This is a genomic window from Microvirga vignae (assembly GCF_001017175.1).
GTDB lineage: Bacteria > Pseudomonadota > Alphaproteobacteria > Rhizobiales > Beijerinckiaceae > Microvirga > Microvirga vignae.
The window spans coordinates 72,241-94,616 of record NZ_LCYG01000037.1 but is presented as its reverse complement, the minus strand read 5'-3'; the positions used below and the strand labels follow the sequence as shown (position 1 = coordinate 94,616).

The 22,376-nt window shown below is 60.5% G+C and carries 23 protein-coding genes and 1 tRNA gene; 16 read left to right on the top strand and 8 right to left on the bottom strand.

The genetic code is table 11. The annotated features are described in order from the left end of the window. Positions 1-312: 312 nt before the first annotated feature. Positions 313-990, top strand: a complete 678-nt coding sequence (locus tag AA309_RS15150; protein ID WP_047189857.1) for a ParA family protein — start codon at positions 313-315, stop codon at positions 988-990. Positions 991-1,170: 180 nt separating this feature from the next. Here the strand turns inward: AA309_RS15150 and AA309_RS15145 are convergent, their stop codons facing one another. Both AA309_RS15145 and AA309_RS15140 read right to left on the bottom strand, forming a co-directional pair. Next, the gene (locus AA309_RS15145) at positions 1,171-2,454 is read right to left on the bottom strand and encodes an O-acetylhomoserine aminocarboxypropyltransferase (protein ID WP_047189856.1); all 1,284 of its coding nucleotides are present in this window, start codon (positions 2,452-2,454) and stop codon (positions 1,171-1,173) included. 97 nt (positions 2,455-2,551) lie between these two features. Next, positions 2,552-3,076: a CoA-binding protein gene (locus AA309_RS15140; protein WP_047189940.1), complete on the bottom strand. Its 525-nt coding sequence runs from the start codon at positions 3,074-3,076 to the stop codon at positions 2,552-2,554. Positions 3,077-3,126: 50 nt separating this feature from the next. Between AA309_RS15140 and AA309_RS15135 the strand changes: the two genes are divergently transcribed. Beyond that, positions 3,127-3,564, top strand: a complete 438-nt coding sequence (locus AA309_RS15135; protein ID WP_047189855.1) for a PaaI family thioesterase — start codon at positions 3,127-3,129, stop codon at positions 3,562-3,564. A gap of 18 nt (positions 3,565-3,582) precedes the next feature. Here AA309_RS15135 and AA309_RS15130 read toward each other — a convergent pair whose 3' ends face one another. Further along, positions 3,583-4,221, bottom strand: a complete 639-nt coding sequence (locus AA309_RS15130) for a glutathione S-transferase family protein (protein WP_047189854.1) — start codon at positions 4,219-4,221, stop codon at positions 3,583-3,585. A 284-nt stretch (positions 4,222-4,505) separates the two neighbouring features. Here AA309_RS15130 and rplM point away from each other — a divergent pair, with 284 nt between their 5' ends. From rplM to argC, 5 genes are all read left to right on the top strand, one after another. Continuing rightward, entirely contained in the window at positions 4,506-4,970 is a 465-nt protein-coding gene (gene rplM, locus AA309_RS15125; RefSeq protein WP_047189853.1) for a 50S ribosomal protein L13, read from the top strand. 3 nt (positions 4,971-4,973) lie between these two features. Next, on the top strand, positions 4,974-5,450 hold the full coding sequence (rpsI, locus tag AA309_RS15120; RefSeq protein ID WP_047189852.1) for a 30S ribosomal protein S9: 477 nt from the start codon (positions 4,974-4,976) through the stop codon (positions 5,448-5,450). Positions 5,451-5,843: 393 nt separating this feature from the next. Continuing rightward, entirely contained in the window at positions 5,844-7,154 is a 1,311-nt protein-coding gene (locus AA309_RS15115; protein WP_160310469.1) for a calcium-binding protein, read from the top strand. A gap of 81 nt (positions 7,155-7,235) precedes the next feature. Then, positions 7,236-7,421, top strand: coding sequence for a hypothetical protein (locus tag AA309_RS15110; RefSeq protein WP_150117581.1), 186 nt, complete (start codon positions 7,236-7,238; stop codon positions 7,419-7,421). Positions 7,422-7,870: 449 nt separating this feature from the next. Further along, positions 7,871-8,830: an N-acetyl-gamma-glutamyl-phosphate reductase gene (gene argC / locus AA309_RS15105; RefSeq protein ID WP_047189939.1), complete on the top strand. Its 960-nt coding sequence runs from the start codon at positions 7,871-7,873 to the stop codon at positions 8,828-8,830. Positions 8,831-8,962: 132 nt separating this feature from the next. Here the strand turns inward: argC and AA309_RS15100 are convergent, their stop codons facing one another. Then, positions 8,963-9,838 (bottom strand): fumarylacetoacetate hydrolase family protein, encoded by an 876-nt coding sequence (locus AA309_RS15100; protein ID WP_047189849.1) that lies wholly within the window; start codon positions 9,836-9,838, stop codon positions 8,963-8,965. 382 nt (positions 9,839-10,220) lie between these two features. Here AA309_RS15100 and AA309_RS15095 point away from each other — a divergent pair, with 382 nt between their 5' ends. Then, the gene (locus tag AA309_RS15095; protein WP_084731262.1) at positions 10,221-11,573 is read left to right on the top strand and encodes an OmpP1/FadL family transporter; all 1,353 of its coding nucleotides are present in this window, start codon (positions 10,221-10,223) and stop codon (positions 11,571-11,573) included. 91 nt (positions 11,574-11,664) lie between these two features. Here AA309_RS15095 and AA309_RS15090 read toward each other — a convergent pair whose 3' ends face one another. Beyond that, positions 11,665-13,470 carry a PHA/PHB synthase family protein gene (locus tag AA309_RS15090; RefSeq protein WP_047189848.1) on the bottom strand — a complete coding sequence of 602 codons (1,806 nt, stop codon included), beginning with the start codon at positions 13,468-13,470 and terminating at the stop codon, positions 11,665-11,667. A gap of 102 nt (positions 13,471-13,572) precedes the next feature. Between AA309_RS15090 and AA309_RS15085 the strand changes: the two genes are divergently transcribed. The 7 genes from AA309_RS15085 (at position 13,573) to AA309_RS15055 (ending at position 20,332) form a co-directional block, all read left to right on the top strand. After that, positions 13,573-13,986, top strand: coding sequence for a hypothetical protein (locus AA309_RS15085; protein ID WP_200901992.1), 414 nt, complete (start codon positions 13,573-13,575; stop codon positions 13,984-13,986). A 42-nt stretch (positions 13,987-14,028) separates the two neighbouring features. After that, entirely contained in the window at positions 14,029-15,249 is a 1,221-nt protein-coding gene (locus AA309_RS15080; protein WP_047189847.1) for an LL-diaminopimelate aminotransferase, read from the top strand. Between the two features lie 110 nt (positions 15,250-15,359). Next, the gene (locus AA309_RS15075) at positions 15,360-16,682 is read left to right on the top strand and encodes a homoserine dehydrogenase (protein WP_047189846.1); all 1,323 of its coding nucleotides are present in this window, start codon (positions 15,360-15,362) and stop codon (positions 16,680-16,682) included. Between the two features lie 54 nt (positions 16,683-16,736). Continuing rightward, the gene (gene glpX / locus AA309_RS15070; RefSeq protein ID WP_047189845.1) at positions 16,737-17,735 is read left to right on the top strand and encodes a class II fructose-bisphosphatase; all 999 of its coding nucleotides are present in this window, start codon (positions 16,737-16,739) and stop codon (positions 17,733-17,735) included. Between the two features lie 161 nt (positions 17,736-17,896). Then, the gene (locus AA309_RS15065; RefSeq protein ID WP_047189844.1) at positions 17,897-18,337 is read left to right on the top strand and encodes a GNAT family N-acetyltransferase; all 441 of its coding nucleotides are present in this window, start codon (positions 17,897-17,899) and stop codon (positions 18,335-18,337) included. Between the two features lie 27 nt (positions 18,338-18,364). Continuing rightward, a complete protein-coding gene (gene recJ, locus AA309_RS15060; protein ID WP_047189843.1) occupies positions 18,365-20,176 on the top strand; it encodes a single-stranded-DNA-specific exonuclease RecJ in 1,812 nt (603 codons plus the stop codon). Between the two features lie 81 nt (positions 20,177-20,257). Beyond that, positions 20,258-20,332 (top strand) — tRNA-Glu (locus AA309_RS15055). A 51-nt stretch (positions 20,333-20,383) separates the two neighbouring features. Here the strand turns inward: AA309_RS15055 and AA309_RS15050 are convergent. Continuing rightward, positions 20,384-20,686: a hypothetical protein gene (locus AA309_RS15050; RefSeq protein ID WP_047189936.1), complete on the bottom strand. Its 303-nt coding sequence runs from the start codon at positions 20,684-20,686 to the stop codon at positions 20,384-20,386. A gap of 219 nt (positions 20,687-20,905) precedes the next feature. Here AA309_RS15050 and AA309_RS15045 point away from each other — a divergent pair, with 219 nt between their 5' ends. Then, the gene (locus AA309_RS15045; protein WP_047189842.1) at positions 20,906-21,139 is read left to right on the top strand and encodes a DUF6894 family protein; all 234 of its coding nucleotides are present in this window, start codon (positions 20,906-20,908) and stop codon (positions 21,137-21,139) included. Between the two features lie 60 nt (positions 21,140-21,199). Here AA309_RS15045 and AA309_RS15040 read toward each other — a convergent pair whose 3' ends face one another. Then, complete coding sequence (locus AA309_RS15040; protein WP_047189841.1) at positions 21,200-21,451, bottom strand: hypothetical protein; 252 nt, start codon at positions 21,449-21,451, stop codon at positions 21,200-21,202. 80 nt (positions 21,452-21,531) lie between these two features. Then, positions 21,532-22,143, bottom strand: coding sequence for a 2-dehydro-3-deoxy-6-phosphogalactonate aldolase (locus AA309_RS15035; RefSeq protein ID WP_162489282.1), 612 nt, complete (start codon positions 22,141-22,143; stop codon positions 21,532-21,534). Positions 22,144-22,376 lie beyond the last annotated feature (233 nt).

The window sequence follows — 22,376 nt, the reverse complement described above, 5'->3', positions numbered from 1 at the left end:
CGTTTCCCGCTGGTTGTCGGATCCAAATCATCCTTCTTCTATTGAATCCTGGGATCTTGGTCTTGCGGCTCCCGTTCCGTGCTACCCCTGGCTTTCACGTCGTGAAAGGAAGGGGTGCCTCAGGCCGAGCTGTGAAGGCTTGGCCTTGGGGCACGGCCTTTTGCTCAAAAAACGCGCGTTCTGCTTGGGGATATACACAGAGTGATCGAAGGTGGAATTAGGAAATCAGGTCCTGTTCTGCTACAGATGAACAATATTAAGCTCGCATTAACCAAGGGCGGCGGGCTTTGATAGGCTTATGAGGAGTCAAGCATGAATGTGCTGGTCTTTGCTTCGCGGAAAGGCGGCTCGGGTAAGAGCACGCTCGCTGCACATCTCGCGAGCTATATTGCCAATCCAAACCGCAAGACGCTGCTGATCGACAATGATCCGCAGGGATCTCTGTCGCTGTGGCACAGGATCCGCCATCAGGAGCATCTCGGCCTCAAGCACAATGTGCGCAGCCTTGGCGAAACCCTGAAAGAGGCCAAGCGCGAAGGCTATGAATGGGTTCTGGTCGACACGCCGCCCAACAAGTCCCATATCGTCGCCGAATCCATCAAGCACGCCACTCTCGTGATCGTTCCCACCCGGGCCAGCCTGTTCGACATCGCGGCTCTGCAGGATACGGTTGCTATCGCACGCGAACTCCGCAAGCCTTACGCTGCCGTGATCAATGCCGCTCCGGCCAAGCACGGCGATGCGGAGTCTCCCGTGGTGGCCGATGCCCGCGGTGCTCTCAATGCACTGCAGGTTCCCGTCTGGGCTGGCCAGATCACCCATCGCCCCGAACTGACCCTTGCGCTTGCAACGGGCGAGGGCGCGAAGGAGTACGAGCCGAACTCGCAGGGAGCCGAGGAAATCGGACGCCTGTGGACGGCTCTGGAGCGTTCGCTCAACGCCATTCACAGCACCTACAAGAAGGCCGGTGGCTCCTCGCGCGCTGCCTAAACCCAGCGGCCTTCGCTGAATCAAAAAGGGCGGCTCCGAGCCGCCCTTTTATTTTCCGAATACTCGCCTCTCGCCGTCATGGCCGCACTCGTTGCGGCCATCCGCCTGTTAGAAACCTGCAAGACAACAAAGGCGTGGATGCCCAGGACAAGCCCGGGCATGACGAAGAAGCGCGAAGGCTTAAGCCGCGTCCAGAGCCTGGTTGAGATCCTCGATCAGGTCTTCCGTGTCCTCAAGGCCGATGGAAAGGCGAACCACCTCGGGGCCGGCGCCGGCCTGGGTCTTCTGCTCGTCGGTGAGCTGACGGTGCGTGGTCGAGGCCGGGTGAATCACCAGCGAGCGCGTGTCGCCGATATTGGCAAGATGCGAGAAGAGCTTCAGGTTCGACACGAGCTTCACTCCCGCCTCGTAGCCACCCTTCAGGCCGAAGGTGAACACCGCACCAGCACCCTTTGGGCAGTACTGCTTGGCGAGGTTGTGATAGCGATCCGTGCGCAGCCCCGGATAGCTGACCCAAGACACCTTGCTGTGGTTCGACAGATGCTCGGCAACGGCCAACGCATTGTCCGAATGGCGCTGCATGCGCAGCGGCAGGGTCTCGATGCCGTTGAGGATCAGGAAGGCGTTGAAGGGCGAGAGCGCAGGGCCGAGATCGCGCAGGCCCAACACACGGGCAGCAATGGCGAAGCCGAAATTGCCGAAAGTCTCGCCCAGCACCATGCCACCGTACTCGGGGCGAGGCTTGGAGAGCATCGGATAGCGGTCATCGCCGGCGAAGTTGAACGAACCGCCATCCACGATCAGTCCGCCAACCGAGTTGCCGTGACCGCCAAGGAACTTGGTGGCCGAATGCACGATGATGTCGGCGCCATGCTCGAAGGGACGGATCAGGTATGGGGAGGCCATCGTGTTGTCCACGATGAACGGAATGCGATGCTTCTTGGCGATAGCCGCGATGGCCTGCAAGTCGACGATCACGCCGCCCGGATTGGCGATGGACTCGACGAAGATCGCCTTGGTCTTCGGCGTGACGGCTGCCTCGAAGGTCGAGGGATCGTCGGAATCGGCCCAGACCACGTTCCAGCCGAAGTTCTTATAGGCGTGATTGAACTGGTTGATCGAGCCGCCATAGAGCTTCCTCGCTGCGATGAATTCATCACCCGGCTGAAGCAGTGTATGGAACGTCAGGAATTCCGCCGCGTGGCCCGAAGCGACGGCGAGGGCTGCGGTGCCACCCTCAAGCGCCGCAACGCGCTCTTCCAGAACGGAGCAGGTCGGGTTGCCGATACGCGAGTAGATGTTGCCGAAAGCCTGCAGGCCGAAGAGAGAGGCCGCATGATCGACGTCGTCGAACACGAAGGACGTGGTCTGATAGATGGGCGTGGCACGGGCGCCGGTTGCGGCGTCGGGGGCGGCCCCCGCATGAATGGCAAGCGTGTTGAAGCCTGGCAGACGATCAGACATGGCAGGAGCCTTTTCCTCTTAGAGACGATGTTCTGTTCTCTTTAAAGAACGAAACGTTCGTTCGGTCAAGGAGGTGCCCAGGGCTCCCATTTAAGACTTATGGGCGATTGAGGCCAAGCTTCTGAAAACCCTTGCCGGAGAGGACAGGCTTCTTGGAGCTGAGTATCCGTGAATTCACGCCCTGCCAGGAGATCTCGCCCGAGAGGCGGCCGAATTCGATCTTGGGGCAGCGGTCCATCACCACCTTGATGCCTGTCGCCTCCGCCTTGGCGGCAGCTTCGTCGTTGCGCACCGAAAGCTGCATCCAGATCACCTTCGGCAGGGGATCGAGAGCAAGCGCCTCGTCAGTGATCGGGCCTGCGGCCTCCGAATTGCGGAAGATCTCGACCATGTCGATAGGGCCGGGCACTTCGGCGAGCGAGCCGTACACCTTCTTGCCGAGCAGTTCAGTGCCGGCGATCCCCGGATTGACGGGGATGACGTCATAGCCCCGCTCCAGCAGATACTTGGTGACGATCCAGCTCGGGCGGGCGGGATTCGCCGAGGCGCCCACGAGCGCGATGGTCTTCACGCTGTTGAGAATGCCGCGGATGTAATCGTTCGGGTAATTGCTGTGATCCATGGCGGGAACGTATGGGAAAGGGCAGGGCAGTTCAACGAGCATTGTGAAATATGACATCTCATCACCCGATCATGAGCAAGGACGAACTGACAGCCTTCCTGGATCGGGAGTTTCCCCAGATCCATGAGGGTGGACAGACCTTCTTCGTCGATGAGATCGGGCCGCTCTGTGCGCGGATGCGGATGGATTATCACGACCGGCATCTACGCCCGGGCGGTACCATCTCCGGTCCCTCCATGATGACCTTGGCCGATCTCGCGCTCTATGCCGCGATCCTCGCCCATATCGGCCCCGTGGCGCTTGCCGTCACCACGAGCCTCAATTTCAATTTCCTCAGAAAGCCCGAGCCCCGCGCCCTGATCGCGGATTGCAGGCTGCTCAAGCTCGGCAGGCGGCTTGCCGTGGGAGAGGTCTCGATCTTCTCGGAAGGCAGTTCCGATGTGGTCTGCCATGCGACCGGGACCTATTCGATCCCGGATCGCCGATAGGAGCGGCACATCCGTCCCTTACTGCGAGGCCTGCTGCTGGGCGGCCACCAGAGCATCGTCGATCTCCCTCGCACGGATGGCGGCTGGGCGTGAGCTGATCCGCTTCCAATAAGCCTCGAAGGCGCGGCGCTTCTCGAGTGTTCCGAACATCATGCCCCAGCCGATCTGCGAGCCGACATAAACATCGGCGGCGCTGAAGCGGTCGCCGGCGATGTATTCGGACTGGGTGACGGCATATTCCAGAGCATTCACCACGTCCTCGACGCTGCCGTAGCCGATCACGCTGCGCCGCTCGGTGGGCACCTCGAAGCCGAAAGCCTTGTTGCTCAGAGCCGCCTCGACAGGCCCCGCGGCAAAGAACATCCAGCGGTAATACGGGCCCCGGCGGCGGTCACCGTGGGGCGGAGCCAGCCCCGCCTCGGGGAAGACATCGGCCAGATAGGCGCAGATGGCCGCCGCCTCGGTGACCACCGTGCCGTCGTGAATGATTGTCGGCACCTTGCCCATGGGATTGAAGGCGAGATAGTCCGGACTCTTTATGGAGGTTCCGAACTGCAGAATCTCTGTCTTGTAAGGATGGCCGACCTCCTCGAGCATCCAGCGGACGATCCGCCCGCGCGACTGAGGATGGGTGTAGAAGATGAGATTATCGGCCATCTTGATTCCTCTTGCTGAGAGTTGGCGAGAAGCAGGACGATAGCGTAGCTGTGAAAAACAGCAAATCTCGTGTGGTATTATAAAACCACATTCCTGGTATTTTAATACCACATCGGTTTAATGCATTGAATTGATTAGGTTTTAGCGTTTCCCTGTTCTGCGGAAGTGCCGTTGACTTGTGGGTGCAAAACCACTAAACACCCTCTCACTCGCCGCCGCATTTCGCGGCGGTTTGTCGTTTTTCAGAACCTGAGCCCCGATGGGCTCCAACGGGAAACAGCGCAATGAAGACTACGACTTCGCTGAAGCCCGCCGAGGTCGAGAAGAAGTGGGTTGTGATCGACGCGAAGGGCCTTGTTGTTGGCCGTCTCGCGACGATCGTTGCCATGCGTCTGCGTGGCAAGCACAAGGCGAACTACACGCCCCACGTCGACTGCGGCGACAATGTTATCGTCATCAACGCCGACAAGGTGGTGTTCACCGGCCGCAAGCGCGAGCAGAAGGTGTATTACCATCACACCGGTTATCCGGGCGGCATCAAGGAGCGCACCGCCAAGTTCATCCTGGACGGCCGCTTCCCTGAGCGCGTGGTCGAGAAGGCTGTGGAGCGCATGCTCCCCCGCGGCCCGCTTTTCCGCCAGATCATGGGCAACCTGCGCGTCTACGGCGGCGCTGAGCATCCGCATACCGCTCAGCAGCCGGAGGTGCTCGACGTGGCTGCCCTCAATGCCAAGAACGTGAGGGCCTAATCCATGGCGACCCTTCAGTCTCTCGCCGATCTGGGTCAGAACGCCCAGGCCGCCGCTCCGGAAGCTCCGAAGCACGTCCAGAAGCTCGACTCCCTTGGTCGCGCTTACGCCACCGGCAAGCGTAAGGACGCTGTCGCCCGTGTGTGGATCAAGCCCGGTTCCGGCAAGATCACCATCAACGACCGTGCCGTCGAGGTTTACTTCGCTCGTCCGGTTCTCCGCCTGATCCTGTCGCAGCCGCTGCAGATCGCTCAGCGCGAAGGCCAGTACGACATCGTCGTGAACGTCAACGGCGGTGGCCTCTCCGGTCAGGCCGGTGCGGTCCGCCACGGCCTTGCCAAGGCGCTGACCTACTATGAGCCGGAGCTCCGCGGCCCGCTCAAGAAGGAAGGCTTCCTGACCCGCGATCCGCGCGTCGTCGAGCGTAAGAAGTACGGCAAGAAGAAAGCTCGCCGTAGCTTCCAGTTCTCGAAGCGCTAATCGCTTCCAGGCTACACATTTCGAAAAGGGCGGCTCTCGGCCGCCCTTTTTGTTTGTCGACCGATGGCGGCTTATCAGCCGCCCTTTCTTTTTGGATAGACAAAATTATGATATATCATCAATTTGAAACGCTGTCTGTCTTGGCCTGGAAACCGGAGAAAAGCTTCTACGACTGCTTATTCCTACGATACCCTGAACCCTTGCCCGGCCACGTCAGCTTTCGGCGACCATGCGGTCGATCTCGATGGGTTCGATACGGTCTTCCTCGGGGTGGAGGCAACGATCAAGGCTTCCGGATTAGCTGCTGATGGAATCCATTCGACAGGGACGGACGACAGGCTGAATATTCTTGGATCCGTGATTGCTAATGACAGGGGCATCGGGGGCAGCACGATGAATATCGTCGTTGGCCAGACGGGCGCTGTCTCCGGGCTTGTAGGAATCGACCTGTCCGGATCGGGGAATGAAATTGCGAATTTCGGCACAATAACCGGAAGCGTCGGCATTAATGTCCGCAGATCTGCCGCACCTGGCCAAAGCCGTATCACTAATGCAGGTACTATAATCGGCCAAGCTGGCAACGTCATTGAGCTCTCCGGCAACCATGACGTTGTCAATACCGGCTCAATCTATGGAGATGACTCAGGTATTAGTTTCACAGCTAATGTAGGAACATCCCACCTTTATAATAAAGGAATTATTGTCGGGCTTGGTATTCTTGGCGCCGTTACCGGGGGCGCTGCTTCGGAGCAGATCATCAATGAAGGACTCATCGACGGCGGCATCGACTTTGGTGGAAATGCCGATCTTTCCGACGGCCGGTTTGGGGCCGTTATTGGCACTATCGATGCAGGCAGCGGAAACGATACTGTCTTCGGCGGCAACGGAGACGAGGTTTTTGAGCCAGGGGATGGCGATGACATCGTCGATGGCGGTTCAGGAAACGATACGGTTGTGATCTTTCGTGCAGGCAACGCCACCATCGATCTGCGCCTGACGGACGCGCAGGACACGGGCCAGGGGATGGATACGTTCATCGGCATCGAGCATGTCCGCAGCGACTACGGCAACGATCTCTTGATCGGCAATGCTCTCAACAATAGGCTCTCCGGTGGGCTTGGAGCCGATACTCTCGAAGGGGGCCTCGGAAACGACACTGTGGAAGGGGGCTCTGCCGCCGATTCCGATACGGCTTCCTATTCCGGCTCTGCGGTTGCGGTTGTGAGCCTTGCTCTACAAGGCCAGGCTCAGAATACCAGGGGCTATGGCTTCGATACGTTGATCAATATCGATAACCTCTCTGGAGGTTCGGGCAACGACGTGTTCACTGGAGACAATAATGCCAACATGCTGCTCGGCAATGGCGGCAACGACACTCTCCGCGGCGGTCTTGAAGCCGATGTTCTGGACGGCGGCGCCGGGATCGACACCGTCGTGTTCGATGGCGAAGTGGCCATCACCGTCGATCTACGTCGGGGCCTAGCCAGGGGTGAGGGCGACAACATTCTCAGCTCGATCGAGAATCTGACGGGTTCATCCGGCGCAGATGGTTTCATCGGTACTGCGCTTGCGAACATTTTCATCGGAAATGGTGGCAACGATACCCTCAATGGCGGCGCGGGCAACGACCAGCTCTACGGCGGCACGGATACGGGCTTTGATGTGTTTGTGTTCAACACGGCCCTGAACAGCGCCACCAACTAGGACCGGATCCTGGATTGGAACAAGACCTACGATACAGTCCAACTGGAGAACGCGGTCTTCCGGTCGCTGACGAGGATGGGCGTGCTCAGCTCCACCTCGTTCAAGCTGGGCGCTGCGGCTGCAGATGCCAACGACTACATTGGCTACAACAGCAGGACCGGCGATCTCTGGTACGACAGCAACGGCAACCGGGCCGGCGGGTATGTGGTGTTCGCCAACATCGGGGCCAACAAGGCCATCGCCTACAACGACTTCGTCGTCATCTGACCTGATAGGAATATCAAGCAAGGTCCTGGGCTTCCAAGCCCGGGGCTTTTTCAGTCTCATGCAGGAATGGCGGCCCAGCGGCGAATGTAGATGCTGATCGCTCAATTCCCCAACATGACGGCTCTCGCGTACTCTAAGTTCACCATCATCTGAGCCGTACAATACCGAAAGCATCCATGTTGAAAGATGAAGATACTTCATCACTCAAGCTTAGTGTATTGACAGAAGAGGGTTTTCACTCGCATAAGAGCTCGCATGGCCATCAGTTTGAAAATTCTCCGACGCCGAATGATCGCCGCCCCAGCGCGCGTGCGATGACGGCTGTCTGAATGGCCTGACCCCGCAAGCCGCGCCGATGCGCGGCTTTTTTGTTTCTCCAGAACTTTATCGGCGTTATTGGCTTTAGCCTGATTGGCGGCCACAGGCGGACCTGATCGACTATGACAACCATGCCCCAGAATTCTGCGGATCTCTCGCAAGGCACGAAGACCGTCTTCATCGACGGCGAGGCGGGAACGACCGGCCTCGGCATTCGCGAACGCCTGAAAAGCGTATCGGGTGTATCCATCCGCAGCATCGATCCCGAGCGCCGCAAGGACCCTGAGGCCAAGCGTGAAATTCTCGCCGAGGTCGATCTCGTGGTGCTCTGCCTTCATGACGATGCGGCGCGCGAGACGGTGGCGCTCGTCGATGGCTTGCGTGGCAAGAAGCCGAAGATCCTCGATGCCAGCACCGCACACCGGGTGAGCCCTGGCTGGGCTTATGGCTTCGCGGAGCTGACGTCGGAGCAGAAGCGGGCGGTCGCGACTGCCGAGCGCGTCGCCAATCCCGGCTGCTATCCCACCGGTGCCATCGCGCTCCTGCGTCCACTGGTCGATGCGGGTCTGATACCGCCCAATTATCCGATCAGCGTGAATGCGGTGAGCGGCTATAGCGGCGGCGGGCGCACGATGATCGAGGCTTACGAGGCCGGCACGGCTCCGGCCTTCGAGCTCTACGGTCTTGGCTTCGAGCACAAGCATGTGCCCGAACTGCAGAAATATACCGGCCTGATCCGCCGCCCGATCTTCATTCCCTCAGTGGGCAATTTCCGGCAGGGCATGTTGGTCAGCATTCCGCTCCACCTTGATCTGCTGCCGGGTAAGCCGAAGGCGATCGAGCTGGAGAAGGCATTGATCGATCGCTATCGGGGCGGTGGTTTGGTGAGCGTCGTGCCGACGATCTCCGAGGGCAAGAAGATCGAGCGTATCGAGCCCGAGGCGCTCAACGACACGGACCGCCTGGAACTCTTCATTTTCAAGCACGACAGCTACAATCACGCGGTGTTGGTGGCACGCCTCGACAATCTCGGGAAGGGCGCCTCGGGCGCCGCCGTGCAGAACATCGAGCTCATGCTGGGGCTGGCTTAAGAGCACCCAGAACAGGGAACCGTCATGGCCGGGCTTGTCCCGGCCATCCACAGTTTCATGACTGGGTGAGAAAACACGTGGATGCCCGCAACAAAGTGCGGGCATGACGAGGTGGTTTCGTCCACCAGGGCGTTAGTGTCCCTTGCTCGTATCCGGCTGAGCCTCCTCGAAAGCAACGAAGCGCTGGCGCTGCTCGCCGAGGCCTTCGATGCCGAGGCTCACCACGTCGCCGGCCTTCAGATAGCGCGGCGGCTTCATGCCCATGCCGACACCAGGCGGCGTGCCGGTGGTGATCACATCGCCTGGCTCCAGGATCATGAAGTGGGAGACGTAGGAGACGATCTTCGCCACGTTGAAGATCATGGTCGTGGTGGAGCCGGTCTGCATGCGCTCGCCGTTCACGTCGAGCCACATGGAGAGATTCTGCGGATCGCGAATTTCGTCCTTCGTCACGAGCCAGGGACCGAGGGGACCGAAGGTCGGGCAGCCCTTGCCCTTAGTCCACGTGCCGCCGCGCTCCAGCTGGAATTCGCGCTCGGAGACGTCGTTGCAGACGCAGTAGCCGGCCACATAGTCCAGTGCCTCGTTGGCGCCGACATAGGAGGCGTGCTCGCCGATCACGATGGCGAGTTCAACCTCCCAGTCAGTCTTTTGGGATCCGCGCGGAATAATGACGTCGTCATTGGGCCCTACGATGCAGGAGGGGGCCTTGTTGAAGACGATGGGCTCCGCCGGAATGGGCGCACCCGTTTCGGCGGCGTGATCCGCATAATTCAGGCCGATGGCGATGAAATTGCGGGCCTGACCGACGCAGGCGCCGAGGCGCTGTCCCGACGGGGCGAGGGGGAGCGTGCCAGCATTGACATTGCGGATGCGGGACAGGCTCTCCGACGACAGAGTTGCACCTGTAATATCCGGGACCACGCCCGACAGATCGCGGATCTGCCCCTGGGCATCGATGATTCCCGGCTTCTCGCGTCCGTATTCCCCAAACCTCACCAGCTTCATCAAGCGCTCCTCTTGTAACGGCACGTTGCTATTTGGCGCGTTCGCGCCTGCCTACAATGCATTTTCTAGACACAAATATGTTGCCGTTTTGCCACGAGGCCTGACAAAGCACGAAATGTCCCCTGTCAGGTATAACGCGGCAAAATTGCAGTGGTGCGTTCCAAATACATTGGTTTACATATGAACCAACCGTAGTGGATCGTATATTTGACGGCTAAGCTTTAGATTTCTTGAATAAAAAACAGAAAATATGGACAGTATTTAGGTTTGTCTAAGACATGTTTGGCGGCTCACAAGGAGATTGCGGTAAAAATAATGCATTGGCACATTGCGGCCAATGCGGGATTCCCCGCTACAAAACAGAAAAGGGCAGGAAGCTTCCATGAGCCGTTCCAATCGTTCTTTGTCCCTCGCCGCAATCTCCTTCGCCGCTCTCATTGCCGCTCTCATTGCCGCTCAAGGCGCCCAAGCCGGCGGTTTCGCAGTCCGTGAGCAGAGCGCCACTGCGCAGGGCTACTCCTTCGCTGGTGCCGCTTCCGGCTCGGGCTATCTCTCCTCGATGTTCTGGAACCCTGCCGTCATTACGATGGCTCCCGGCTGGCACAGCGAGTGGCATCTTTCGCTGATTGTTCCGCGCATCGATATCAATCCGGATCCTTTGCGGACGCCGACCGCCGTTTTTGGCGCTTCCGGTGATATCGGGCAGGATGCCATCGTGCCGACCGGCTTCGCCTCCTACCAGATCAACGACAGGTTTTGGGTCGGTCTTTCCAGCACCGCTCCCTACGGTCTCGTAACCGATCCCCGGGAGAACTGGGCCGGTCAGGTCTATTCCCGCTCGTCACGAATCTTCTCTGCGAACATCAATCCGGTCATCGGCGTGAAGGTGACCGATTGGCTGTCGGTCGCCGCGGGCCCAACGCTCCAGTATTTCGACATCCGCCTGAAGAGTGCAGTGCCGACCCCGATCACTGTGCCCGCCACCGCTGTCCTTCCTGGCCAGCCGAGCGGCATTCTCGAAGGCGACGATATCGGCTTCGGCTTCACGGCCGGTCTGACCATCACTCCATTCGCAGGAACGACGATCGGCGTCGGCTACCGTTCGGCCATCGAGCATAACCTCGAAGGATCCTTTACGCTTCCCGCGGGCGTTGTTGCTCCTGTTGCGGTTCGGACGCCGATTGACGCGACTCTCAAGACTCCTGACCAGGTCACCGTCGGCCTCTCGCAGGTGATTACACCTGCTATGACGGTCCACCTCGGCTTCGAGTGGACGAACTGGAGCGTTCTGAGGACTCCGCTCGTCACCAGTGCGAGCACCGGAGCTGTCGTCCAGGAGCTTCCGCTCAATTACGACGACGGCTTCTTCTATTCGCTGGGCATAGACTACAGGCTGAACAACCAGTGGATCGTGCGCGCCGGTGTGGCTTACGAAGAATCTCCGATCGATACGGAGATCCGCTCGACCCGTCTGCCGGACAACGATCGTGTCTGGGCCTCGCTTGGTCTCGGCTACCAGTGGAACGACAAGCTGTCGTTCGACGTCGCCTACACCCACATCTTCGCGAAGGAGACGGATATCCGCATCGTCGAAGGCCATCAGGACTTCCGCCCTGGGCTGCCCTTCGTGGCTGACGTGGAATCGGATGTCGACATCATCTCGGTGGGCCTGCGCTATCGCTGGGACGATGCGAAGGTGGCTATCCCGGCAGCTCCGATCGTTCGCAAATACTGAGAGCCGAAGGGTTCAAAATACAAAGGCCGGCGGTGACGCCGGCCTTTTCTCTGGGTGCGTACGAAGAAGAGTTGCGTTGGTGCGGCTCGCGTCAGGCCTTCAGCAAGACGTAAGTCCCGGGCGCATCGCAAAGCGGCTCGAGCTTGCCGCCACCCGGCTCCCGCGCGGGCACTTTCTTGGGAGCCTGCTTCTCGATCCACGAGAACCAATAAGGCCACCAGGAGCCCGGATTTTCCGTGGTCTTGGCCATCCAGTCCTCCAATTCGCCTGCGACGGGGCCGCCGGTCCAGAACTGATATTTCGGCTTGTTGGGTGAGTTGACCACGCCCGCGATATGGCCCGATCCGGCAAGGACGAAATCGACCGGACCTCCAAAGGCCTTTGACCCCAGGAACACGGAGCGGGCAGGGGCGATGTGATCTTCCTTCGTCGCGAGGTTGAAGATTGGTGCCTTGATCTTCTTCAGATCGAGCTTCACGCCTGCCAGTTCCATCTCTCCCTTGGCGAGCTTGTTTTCCAGGTAACAGTTGCGCAGATAGAAGGCGTGATTCGCTGCCGGCATGCGCGTGGAATCCGAATTCCAGTAGAGCAGATCGAAGGCGGTGGGGGGGCGGCCCTTCATGTAAACGTTCACGACGTTCGACCAGATCAGGTCGGTGGGGCGCAGCATGTTGAAGGCATTGGCCATGCGCGATCCATCGAGATAGCCGCGCTTTTTCATGTCGCTCTCGATGGCGCGGATCTGCTCCTCGTCCGCAAACACCTTCAGGTCGCCCGCATGAGTGAAGTCCACCTGCGCGGTGAAGAAGGTCGCGCTATCGATGCGTTTGTCGCGCTTGGCCGCCATGTAGGCCATCGTGACGGCGAGCAAGGTGCCGCCCACGCAATAGCCGATGGCTGTCACTTTCTTTTCGCCGGTTGCGTGCTCGATAGCATCGAGCGCCGCGAAGACGCCCTCGCGCATGTAGTGCTCGAACCCCTTCTCCGCATGCTGCTCTGCCGGGTTGACCCACGAGATGCAGAATACGGTGAGGCCCTGCGCCACGGCCCAGCGGATGAAGCTCTTCTCCGGGTTGAGATCGAGAATGTAGTATTTGTTGATCCAAGGCGGCACGATCAGCAGCGGGCGCTTCAGCACCTGCTCGGTGATCGGCGCATACTGGATCAGCTCGATCAGGTCGTTGCGGAAGATGACCTTGCCCGGTGTGGTCGCGATGTTCACGCCGATCTTGAAATTGGTGGGATCGGTCTGGCGGATCTTGAGCTCGCCGCGACCCGCCTGAATGTCCTCCGCCAGCATCGCCATGCCGCGAGCGAGGTTCGCTCCGTTTTCCTTGAACGTCTCGCGGATGAGTTCGGGATTGGTGAGGAGGAAGTTCGAAGGCGAGAGGGCACTCGAAATCTGCTTGAGATAGAATTGCGCCTTGTGGCGCGTCCGTTCGTCCAGACCCTCGGCCTCCTCAACCATGTCCTCCGCCCAGCGTGAGGAGATCAGATAGGCCTGCTTCAGGAAATCGAAGACGGGATTTTCGGACCATTCCGGATCCTTGAAGCGGCTGTCCTTGGACTCGGGCTCCGCAACGGGATCGACGGGCTCGCCCTGCGCCTTTTTGAATGTCGAGGCCCAAAGATCGAGGAACTGGGACCCGAGGCGTGTCTGTGCTTCGAGGGACTTCTGCGGATCGCTCATCCATGCTTCCGCAACGCGGCCCAGGGTCCGGATCGCTTCCGAGGCATCGCTTGCGATCTCCGGTGGGGTGCCGCGCTCCTCTATCGGCTTGAGGTAGGCGGCCGTTGCCTTTGTCGCTCCCTCGAGGAAGCGGGCCATGTTGCGGGAGAGCTCCTCGAAATCCGGGGATGAGGAACGGGCCTTCTCTTCACCGTATGGCTTGTCCATAAGGCGATCTCCCTCTATCTCGCGCCATTGCTCAGGGTGCTCATTTCGAGCATCTTAGCGTTTGATCTTCGATCTGTGCAGTTATCTCTTGGGTTAGCGACAATGCGTATTCAGTTTCCTCCGGTTTCCCGCGCTCCGGCCCTGCTGCTGACGGTGCTGGTTGCTGCTAACGTTGCTGCCTGCACAGGTGGTTCCAATCCTGTCCGCGATATCGCAACCGCCGTGGGGGCTGGGCCCCAAGTTGCACCGACCCCGGATTTCGTGGCCCGCTCGCGCCCGCAGAACCTCGACTACATGCCGATTGGGACTGCTGAGGAGGGGCGCCCAACTCCTGCCCGGAGTGCCGCGGAGATCAAGGCAGCCGAGTCGGAGCTCGATGCCCTGCGCGCCCGCAACGAGGCTGCCGGAGCCGCTGCGGCTCGTCTGGGCGGAACGCCTCCGCCTGAGCCGATCAAGCTGCCGGTCAACAAGCCGCAGAGCCCTGCCCAGAAGACGAATTCCAATACTAATCGCTAGAATCTATACCGGATTCATCCGATTCCGCTCGAGGACAGAACCATGTCTAACTTCTATCGCATCAAGCGCCTTCCGCCTTATGTCTTCGAGCAGGTCAACCGTATTAAGGCCGCCGCCCGCGCCAATGGAGCTGACATCATCGATCTCGGCATGGGCAACCCGGATTTGGCTGCCCCACAGCACGTGATCGACAAGCTGGTCGAGACCGTGGGTAAGCCACGCACGGACCGCTACTCGGCCTCCAAGGGCATCTCGGGCCTTCGCCGGGCTCAGGCCGGCTATTACGAGCGCCGCTTCGGCGTGAAGCTCAACCCCGACACACAGGTCGTGGCGACCCTGGGTTCCAAAGAAGGCTTTGCCAACATGGCGCAGGCCATCACCGAACCGGGTGACGTGATCCTCGTGCCGAATCCGAGCTACCCGATCCACGCCTTCGGCTTCCTGATGGCGGGCGGCGTGATCCGCTCCGTTCCGGCAGAACCCACCCCGGACTTCTTCGTGGCCGCCGAGAGGGCCGTGATGCACTCGATCCCCAAACCCGTGGCGATGGTGGTCTGCTATCCCTCGAACCCCACGGCCTATGTGGCTTCCCTCGATTTCTACCGGGACCTCGTGGCCTTCGCGAAGAAGCACGAACTGATCCTGCTGTCGGATCTCGCTTATGCCGAGGTTTATTTCGACGATAAGAACCCGCCGCCCTCGATCCTCCAGATCCCGGGCGCGATCGACGTGGCGGTGGAATTCACCTCCATGTCGAAGACCTTCTCCATGGCTGGCTGGCGAATAGGCTTCGCCGTCGGCAACGAGCGCCTGCTCGCGGCACTGACCCGCGTGAAATCCTATCTCGACTACGGCGCCTTCACCCCGGTGCAGGTCGCGGCGACCGCCGCTCTCAACGGCCCCGACGATTGCATCCGCGAAATGCGGGCGGTCTATAAGAAGCGCCGCGACGTGATGATCGATGCCTTCGAGAAGGCAGGCTGGTCCATTCCGGCCCCCAGCGCCTCCATGTTCGCCTGGGTCCAGATTCCGGAGAAGTTCCGGGATATGGGCAGCCTGGAATTCTCCAAGCTCCTGGTCGAAAAGGCCGATGTGGCAGTGGCGCCGGGCATCGGCTTTGGCGAGCATGGTGATGATTATGTCCGTATCGCCCTTGTGGAGAACGAGCAGCGCATCCGTCAGGCTGCCCGCAATATCCGCAAGTTCTTCGACAACGCGGACCAGACCCTCCACAACGTGGTGCCGATGGCGCGCAGGGGGTGAGCCCTTAAGGACGAGGCTGCCCCGTATGAGTGTCCGGTTTTCCATGCCTGCATGGACATGGGAGCTTGGCAGGCGTAAAGAGCAACGGTTTTTACAGGGAGCTTTTGTCCGTGATACGTCCTCTCAAGGTGGGCATTGCTGGCCTCGGCACGGTTGGCGCTTCGGTCATTCGGATCCTCGAACGCCGGAACGAGACCGTCACCCAGAGGGGCGGCCGGCCTGTTGAAGTCGTAGCCGTATCGGCCCGAGATAGGCTCAAGGATCGCGGCGTCGATCTCTCCAGGTTCACGTGGTTCGATAATCCCGTAGACCTTGCGGGCTCGGCGAATGTGGATTGCGTGGTCGAGCTGGTGGGCGGTGCCGATGGGACAGCCCTTGAAGTGGTGGAGACGGCTCTGTCCAGCGGCAAGCATGTCGTTACGGCAAATAAGGCTCTGCTCGCCAAGCATGGTTTGGCACTCGCAAGGATTGCCGAGAGCAAGGACGTGTCGATCGCCTTCGAGGCGTCGGTTGCGGGCGGCATCCCGATCATCAAGACCCTGCGTGAGGCCTTGCCGGGCAACCGGATTTCCCGGCTCTATGGCATTCTCAATGGTACCTGCAATTACATCCTCTCCCGTATGGAAATGGAGGGTCTGACCTTCCAGGAATGCCTGAAGGACGCTCAGCGCCTCGGTTATGCGGAGGCCGACCCGACCTTCGATGTGGAAGGTTTCGATACCGCCCATAAGCTCGCCATCCTCACGAGCCTTGCCTTTGGCACCGAGATCGATGCCGATGCGATCTATGTGGAGGGGATTTCCTCCATCACGCCTCTCGATCTCGCCATGGCGAAGGAGCTGGGCTTCCGCATCAAGCTGCTGGGCGTTGCCGAGCGCACGGAGACCGGCATCGAGCAGCGTGTGCACCCGACCATGGTGCCGCGGACCTCGTCCATCGCGCAGGTCATGGGCGTCACGAACGCCGTGACCATCGATGCGGACGCGGTCCGCGAGCTCACGCTGATCGGACCCGGAGCAGGGGGCGATGCGACTGCTTCCGCCGTGGTGGCTGACATCGCCGATGTGGCCGCCGGTGTGGCACAGCCCCTCTTCGGCAGGCCTGTCGGCCAACTGGAGAAGGCGCCTCGTGCTCCCATGCAGAGGCACGAGGGTGGCTACTATATCCGCCTCACGGTTCATGACCGCCCGGGCGTGGCCGCCGGTGTCGCCACCCGCATGGCGGAAGAGGACATTTCCCTAGAGAGCATTCTGCAGAAACGCTCCGAGATCGCCGCGACGCAGGATCCCCACGGCCGCTCGGGCGCGCCAGTCTCCCTCGTTCTCATCACCTATGCGGCGACGGAAGCTTCCATTCGCTCCGCCGTGGAGAAGATCTCGAGGGATGGTCTTATCGCCGAGCCGCCCCAAGTCATTCGCATCGAGCGAGATTAATCATCGGACGGGCAAAGGCCCGCCGGTCACCTTCAAGAGGGAGTCGACCCATCCATGTCGCAAGGCATTACCGTCCAACCGGGGCAAATCATCGAGCGCATCCTGACCATGGAACTCGTTCGCGTCACTGAGCGTGCGGCGGTGGCTTCCGCCCGCCTGCGCGGGCGCGGCAATGAGAAGGCGGCCGACCAAGCCGCCGTGGACGCCATGCGGCGTGAGCTGAACAAGCTGCCCATCGACGGCACTGTGGTGATCGGCGAGGGCGAGCGTGACGAGGCGCCGATGCTTTTCATCGGCGAGAAGGTCGGCAACAAGCAGGGCCCGAAGGTCGATATCGCGGTCGATCCGCTCGAAGGCACGACCCTCTGCGCCAAGGACATGCCGGGCTCCATTGCCGTCATGGCCATGGCCGAGGCCGGAACTCTGCTGGCGGCTCCCGACGTCTACATGCATAAGATCGCCGTAGGTCCTGGTTATCCCGCGGGTGTAGTCGATCTCGATGCTTCGCCGGAGGACAACATTCATGCTCTCGCAAAGGCGAAGGGCGTGAAGCCGAACGAGATCAACTGCCTCGTGCTCGACCGTCCGCGCCACGCGGAGCTGATCGCGGCGATCCGCAAGACGGGCGCCGGCGTTCGCCTGATCACGGACGGCGACGTTGCGGGCGTGATCTTTACTACGAAGCCAGCCGACACTGGCATCGACATGTATCTCGGCATCGGCGCTGCGCCTGAGGGCGTGCTCGCAGCCGGCGCGCTACGGTGCATCGGCGGCCAGATGCAGGGCCGTCTCATCCTCGATACCGAGGAGAAGCGCTCCCGCGCGTTCCAGATGGGCGTGACCGATCCGAACAAGAAGTACGACATGACAGACCTTGCCCGCGGTGACGTGATCGTGGCCGCCACTGGTGTGACCGACGGTGCGCTGCTGAAGGGCGTCCATTTCGGCAAGGAAGTGATCACCACGGAAACCGTGGTCTATCGCTCCGCCACCGGCACGGTGCGCCGCATCCACGGCGAGCACCGCGAGCTGTCGAAGTTCCACCTCGACTAGCCGGTCGGGAGCATAACACGTTTGCTATTCCTCATGGCCGGGCTTGTCCCGGCCATTACGTTTCAAAGGACGCTGATCTTAAGACATCGATTGCCGCAACAGGTGCGGCCATGACGGGGAGGACTTAAGATTCGTGACATGAGAGCACTTGAGCCAATCGCATGATTCAAATCCGCCCCTTCACCCCCGAGGATAGGCAGGCCTGGGAACCGCTCTGGCAGGGCTATCTGACCTTCTACAAATCCACGCTGGCCGCCGAGGTCACGGAAGTCACCTGGCGGCGTCTCATCGATCCGGCCGAGCCCATGCATGGCCTTGTTGCCATCCTCGACGGCAAGGTCGTCGGCCTTGTGCACTACCTCTATCACCGCTCCACTTGGTCGACGGGCGACTACTGCTACCTGCAGGATCTCTTCACGTCCGAGGAGGCGCGGGGGCGCGGTGTCGGACGGGGCTTGATCGAGGCGGTATATGATCGCGCGAGAGCCGATGGGGCAAGCCGCGTCTATTGGCTGACCCATGAGACGAACACGGCCGCTCAGGCGCTTTACGACAAGGTGGCCTCCCGCAGCGGGTTCATTCAGTATCGCAGGGTGTTTTGACCACAATTCGCGGTTAATACTCATTCCGTGACCGAATCATCGCCGATTTCTCTGCCGAAACCCTTTTTGGGGGTGACCCAATCAGCCCTTGGACGCCTCTGGGTCGAGCGTTGCAGCGCTTCCCAGAGTGCGATTGCGCTCGCCATCGCCCAGACCCACGGCGTGCCGGACATTCTCGCGCGCGTGCTCGCCGGGCGTGGGGTCGGCATCCATGAGACCGAGGGTTTCCTCAATCCGCGCCTGAGGGATCTGCTGCCGGACCCTTGTGTGCTCACCGACATGGAAGCCGCAGCCTCTAGGCTTGCGGATTCCGTGATGCGCTCGGAGAAGGTTGCGATCTTCGGGGATTACGACGTGGATGGTGCCTGCAGCTCAGCGCTGCTGGCTGAGTATCTGCGCGCATGCGGGATCAGTTTTGCCATTCACATCCCTGACAGGATCACCGAGGGCTACGGCCCGAATGTCGATGCCATCCGTGCATTGAAGGAGCAGGGCGCGGATATCCTCGTCACTGTCGATTGCGGCACGGCCAGCATCGAGCCGCTCGCGGAGGCGAAGCGCCTTGGCCTGGACCCGCTTGTTCTCGATCACCATCAGGCACCCGAGCAACTGCCCGAGGCGCTCGCCATCGTGAACCCGAACCGGCAGGACGATCTCTCCGGGCTTGGTCATCTCTGCGCCGCCGGCGTGGTGTTTCTCTTCCTCGTCGCCCTCAACCGGGTTCTGCGCCTGCGCGGTTATTTCCAGGGCCGGCCTGAGCCGGACCTGATGGGCAGCCTCGATCTCGTGGCTCTCGCCACGGTAGCGGACGTAGTGCCGCTGATCGGGCTCAACCGCGCTTTCGTGCGCCAAGGCCTTGCCATCATGCGCGCCCGCCGCCGCGTGGGCTTGGCGGCTCTGCTCGACACGGCGGGTCTCGCTGGGGCTCCTGAAGCTTGGCATCTCGGCTATCTCGTGGGCCCGCGTATCAATGCAGGTGGCCGGATCGGCGATGCCGCGCTGGGGGCTCGGCTCCTGTTGACGGAGGATCCGGTTCAGTCTGGTCAGATCGCGGGCGAGCTCGACCGGCTGAACCGCGAGCGCCAGGCCATTGAGGTGGTCGCCGTTCAGGAGGCCGAAGCCCAGGCCATGCTGGCCCTGGAGAAGTCGCCCGACCAACCGGTGCTCGTAACGGCTTCGGCCGAATGGCATCCGGGTGTCGTCGGGCTGATTTCCGCCCGCACCAAGGAGCGCTTCCGCCGCCCGGCTTTCGCCTTCACCCTCAATCCGGATGGCACGGCGACCGGCTCAGGTCGCTCCGTGCCTGGTGTCGATCTTGGAGCTGCCGTCCGAGCGGCCGTGGCGGCTGGAATCGCCATCAAGGGCGGGGGCCACACCATGGCGGCGGGCGTGACCATCCAGGCGACGGACATGGATCGTTTCCTCGCCTTCGTAACCGACAAACTGAACGAGCCGGTCAGCATCACGCGCCTGAACGATCAGTTCGCCATCGACGCCACACTGACGGCGGCAGGTGCGCAGCCGACGCTCGTGACCGCATTGGATCGGGCAGGGCCGTTCGGTTCAGGACAGCCGGAGCCGGTCTTCGTGTTTCCACAACATCGTGTCGTCGAGGCGCGTGAGGTCGGTAGCGGTGGACATATGCGCGTGAAGCTTCGCGGTGGTGATGGCAGCTTCGTGGGGGGAATCGCATTCCGCGCGGCGGGCCAACCGCTCGGGAATGTGCTCTCAGGGGCCATTGGAAGCCCGCTCCACGTGGCCGGAACCCTGTCCATCGACCGCTGGGGCGGCCAGGAAAAAGCCGAGCTTCGCATCATGGACGCGGCAAGGCCTGAATAATTCAAAACTGACGCTTGCGATGCGTCACGAACCCGTCTATACGTCCGCCCACTTCGGCGGCGATGCCCCGAAACAAACAGTGCGCCCTTCGTCTATCGGTTAGGACATCTGCCTTTCACGCAGGAAAGAGGGGTTCGATTCCCCTAGGGCGCGCCACTTTCTTCTTTCAGACAATTGGCTGCTGAAGACTATCTGAGAGCAATCGATTCAGATCGGGTTGCCTTTGATCTTGGTCACCATTTCCCAATTGTCGCCAGCTGCGATCAGGCAGGCTTTGCCGTCCGGCATCGTCATCACCATCGACCACGATCCGGCTTGAGAGGCGAAGACTTCGAGAACCTGGCCAGGCTGGGTGAGGCCAATTCCGACAGGATCTTCCTTGTATTGCTCGGCAAGCAATTTCACGAGGTGATCGCGTGGGCCGCATGAGATCTGCGCGGATGCCGCGGATGGTTCGATAAGCAGCGGCAGACTGAGGAGAGATAGCACGGCAAGGGAGCGATGAATCATGGCACGTCCTAAGCGGTTTGCCCGCATGATCCCTTGGCGTGTCCATCAACGCACAAGGTATCTCAAAAGCTCCATGCCGAGAAGCACGGCAAGTTGTGCTGCATAACTGGGCAGCTTCACCAAGATTCCGATGTCCAAACGAGGGTGGCTGCCGTTACAGTGAACTTGCCGATGTGAAAGGCGTTTTCTCGCCATCTCTCTATTGCCGAGCGTAAAGCCATGCCTCGCTTTTTCTTCAATATTCGAGACGGTTACGACGTTGACGAAGACGATGAGGGCATCGAGCTACCCGACCTGGAAGCGGCCAAGGCCGAAGCTATCGCCACCGTCGAAGAATTGCGGGACGAACTGGCGGATGCAGGCAATATCGAGCTCGAAATCGTGGATGAGGCAGGACGGCGTCTCCTGACGGTTCCGTTCTTCCGCGGAGGACGCAGCGGAAAGCGCCGCTAAGTTCTCTCACGAAAAGACCCGGCGTAAGCCGGGCCCCTTACTGGTGAGCGATCGACGCACTCAGCACTCGGTTTTCTTCTGCGTGGTCGTGTCGCCGAATTCGTCTGTCTTCTGCTTCGTTTCGGTCGTGCAGCCAACGCTTGAACCGGTCGTCACGGTCGTCGAGGATGTGGTGCTCGGCTCGCGCTTCTGCTCGATGGTGGTCTTGCTGCCGAGGATGCCTTCCTCTTTCTTGATGGTCGTCGTGGTGTCCTGAGCGAAGGCCGCCGTACTAAGCACAGTAGCGGCAAAAACGAACGCCAACTTCTTCATGTCTGAAACTCCATGGTTCGAGCCTTTGCCGTGTGAACGTCTTCCTCCCGCGACGGTTCCTGCAAAAGCTTGGAAGCACTTCAGCTTGCGCGCAGATCTTTCCAGGCCGACGCGAAGGCACGTGCATTGCGGCCGATCTCTTGGACTGTCATGGACGGCGTGAAGAGAGCAGAGCCAAGGCCGAACCCATTCGCGCCCGCATCAATGTAAGGTTTCATGTTGTCAGGCTTGATGCCGCCGACGGGCAGCACGATCGTCTCCTTGGGCAGAACCGCCCGCCAAGCTCTCACGACCGCTGGAGGAATGGCTTCTGCCGGGAAGATCTTGATGGCGTCGGCCCCTGCCTTTAGCGCTGCAAAGGCTTCCGTCGGCGTTGCGACGCCCGGGGTACAAATCATCCTATGTTCCTTGGCGCGCCGGATCACATCGGGATCGGCATGAGGCATGACGATGAGCTTGCCGCCTATGTCGCGGATGCCGTCGACCTGCTGAGGATCAAGAACAGTGCCAGCGCCGACGAGAACGTCGCCCGGCATCGCCTTGGCCAGGATTTCGATGCTGCGGAAAGGCTCGGGCGAGTTCAGGGGAACCTCGATGATGCGAAAACCCGCCTCAACGAGTGCAAGGCCAACAGTTTCGGCCGCATCAGGTCGCAATCCGCGAAGGATTGCGACCAGGGGAAGATCAGTCATATAGCCCCGCAACAAGACAGCACCTCTTTGAAAGCCTGTGTCGATGACGGGAACTTAACGCGAAAGTCGCGGGAGTTTTCCAGCGACTTTTTTACTCTGCTGCGTTCAGTTCACAGCGATTGAATGCTTTTCATGGGCCGGCTGCTCCAGTTTGATCCGCTGAAGCTTATCGCCCGTCGTCCTGGTCTGGGACGGCACATCGAGCACATGGTCGACGGCAATATTGTTTGAGA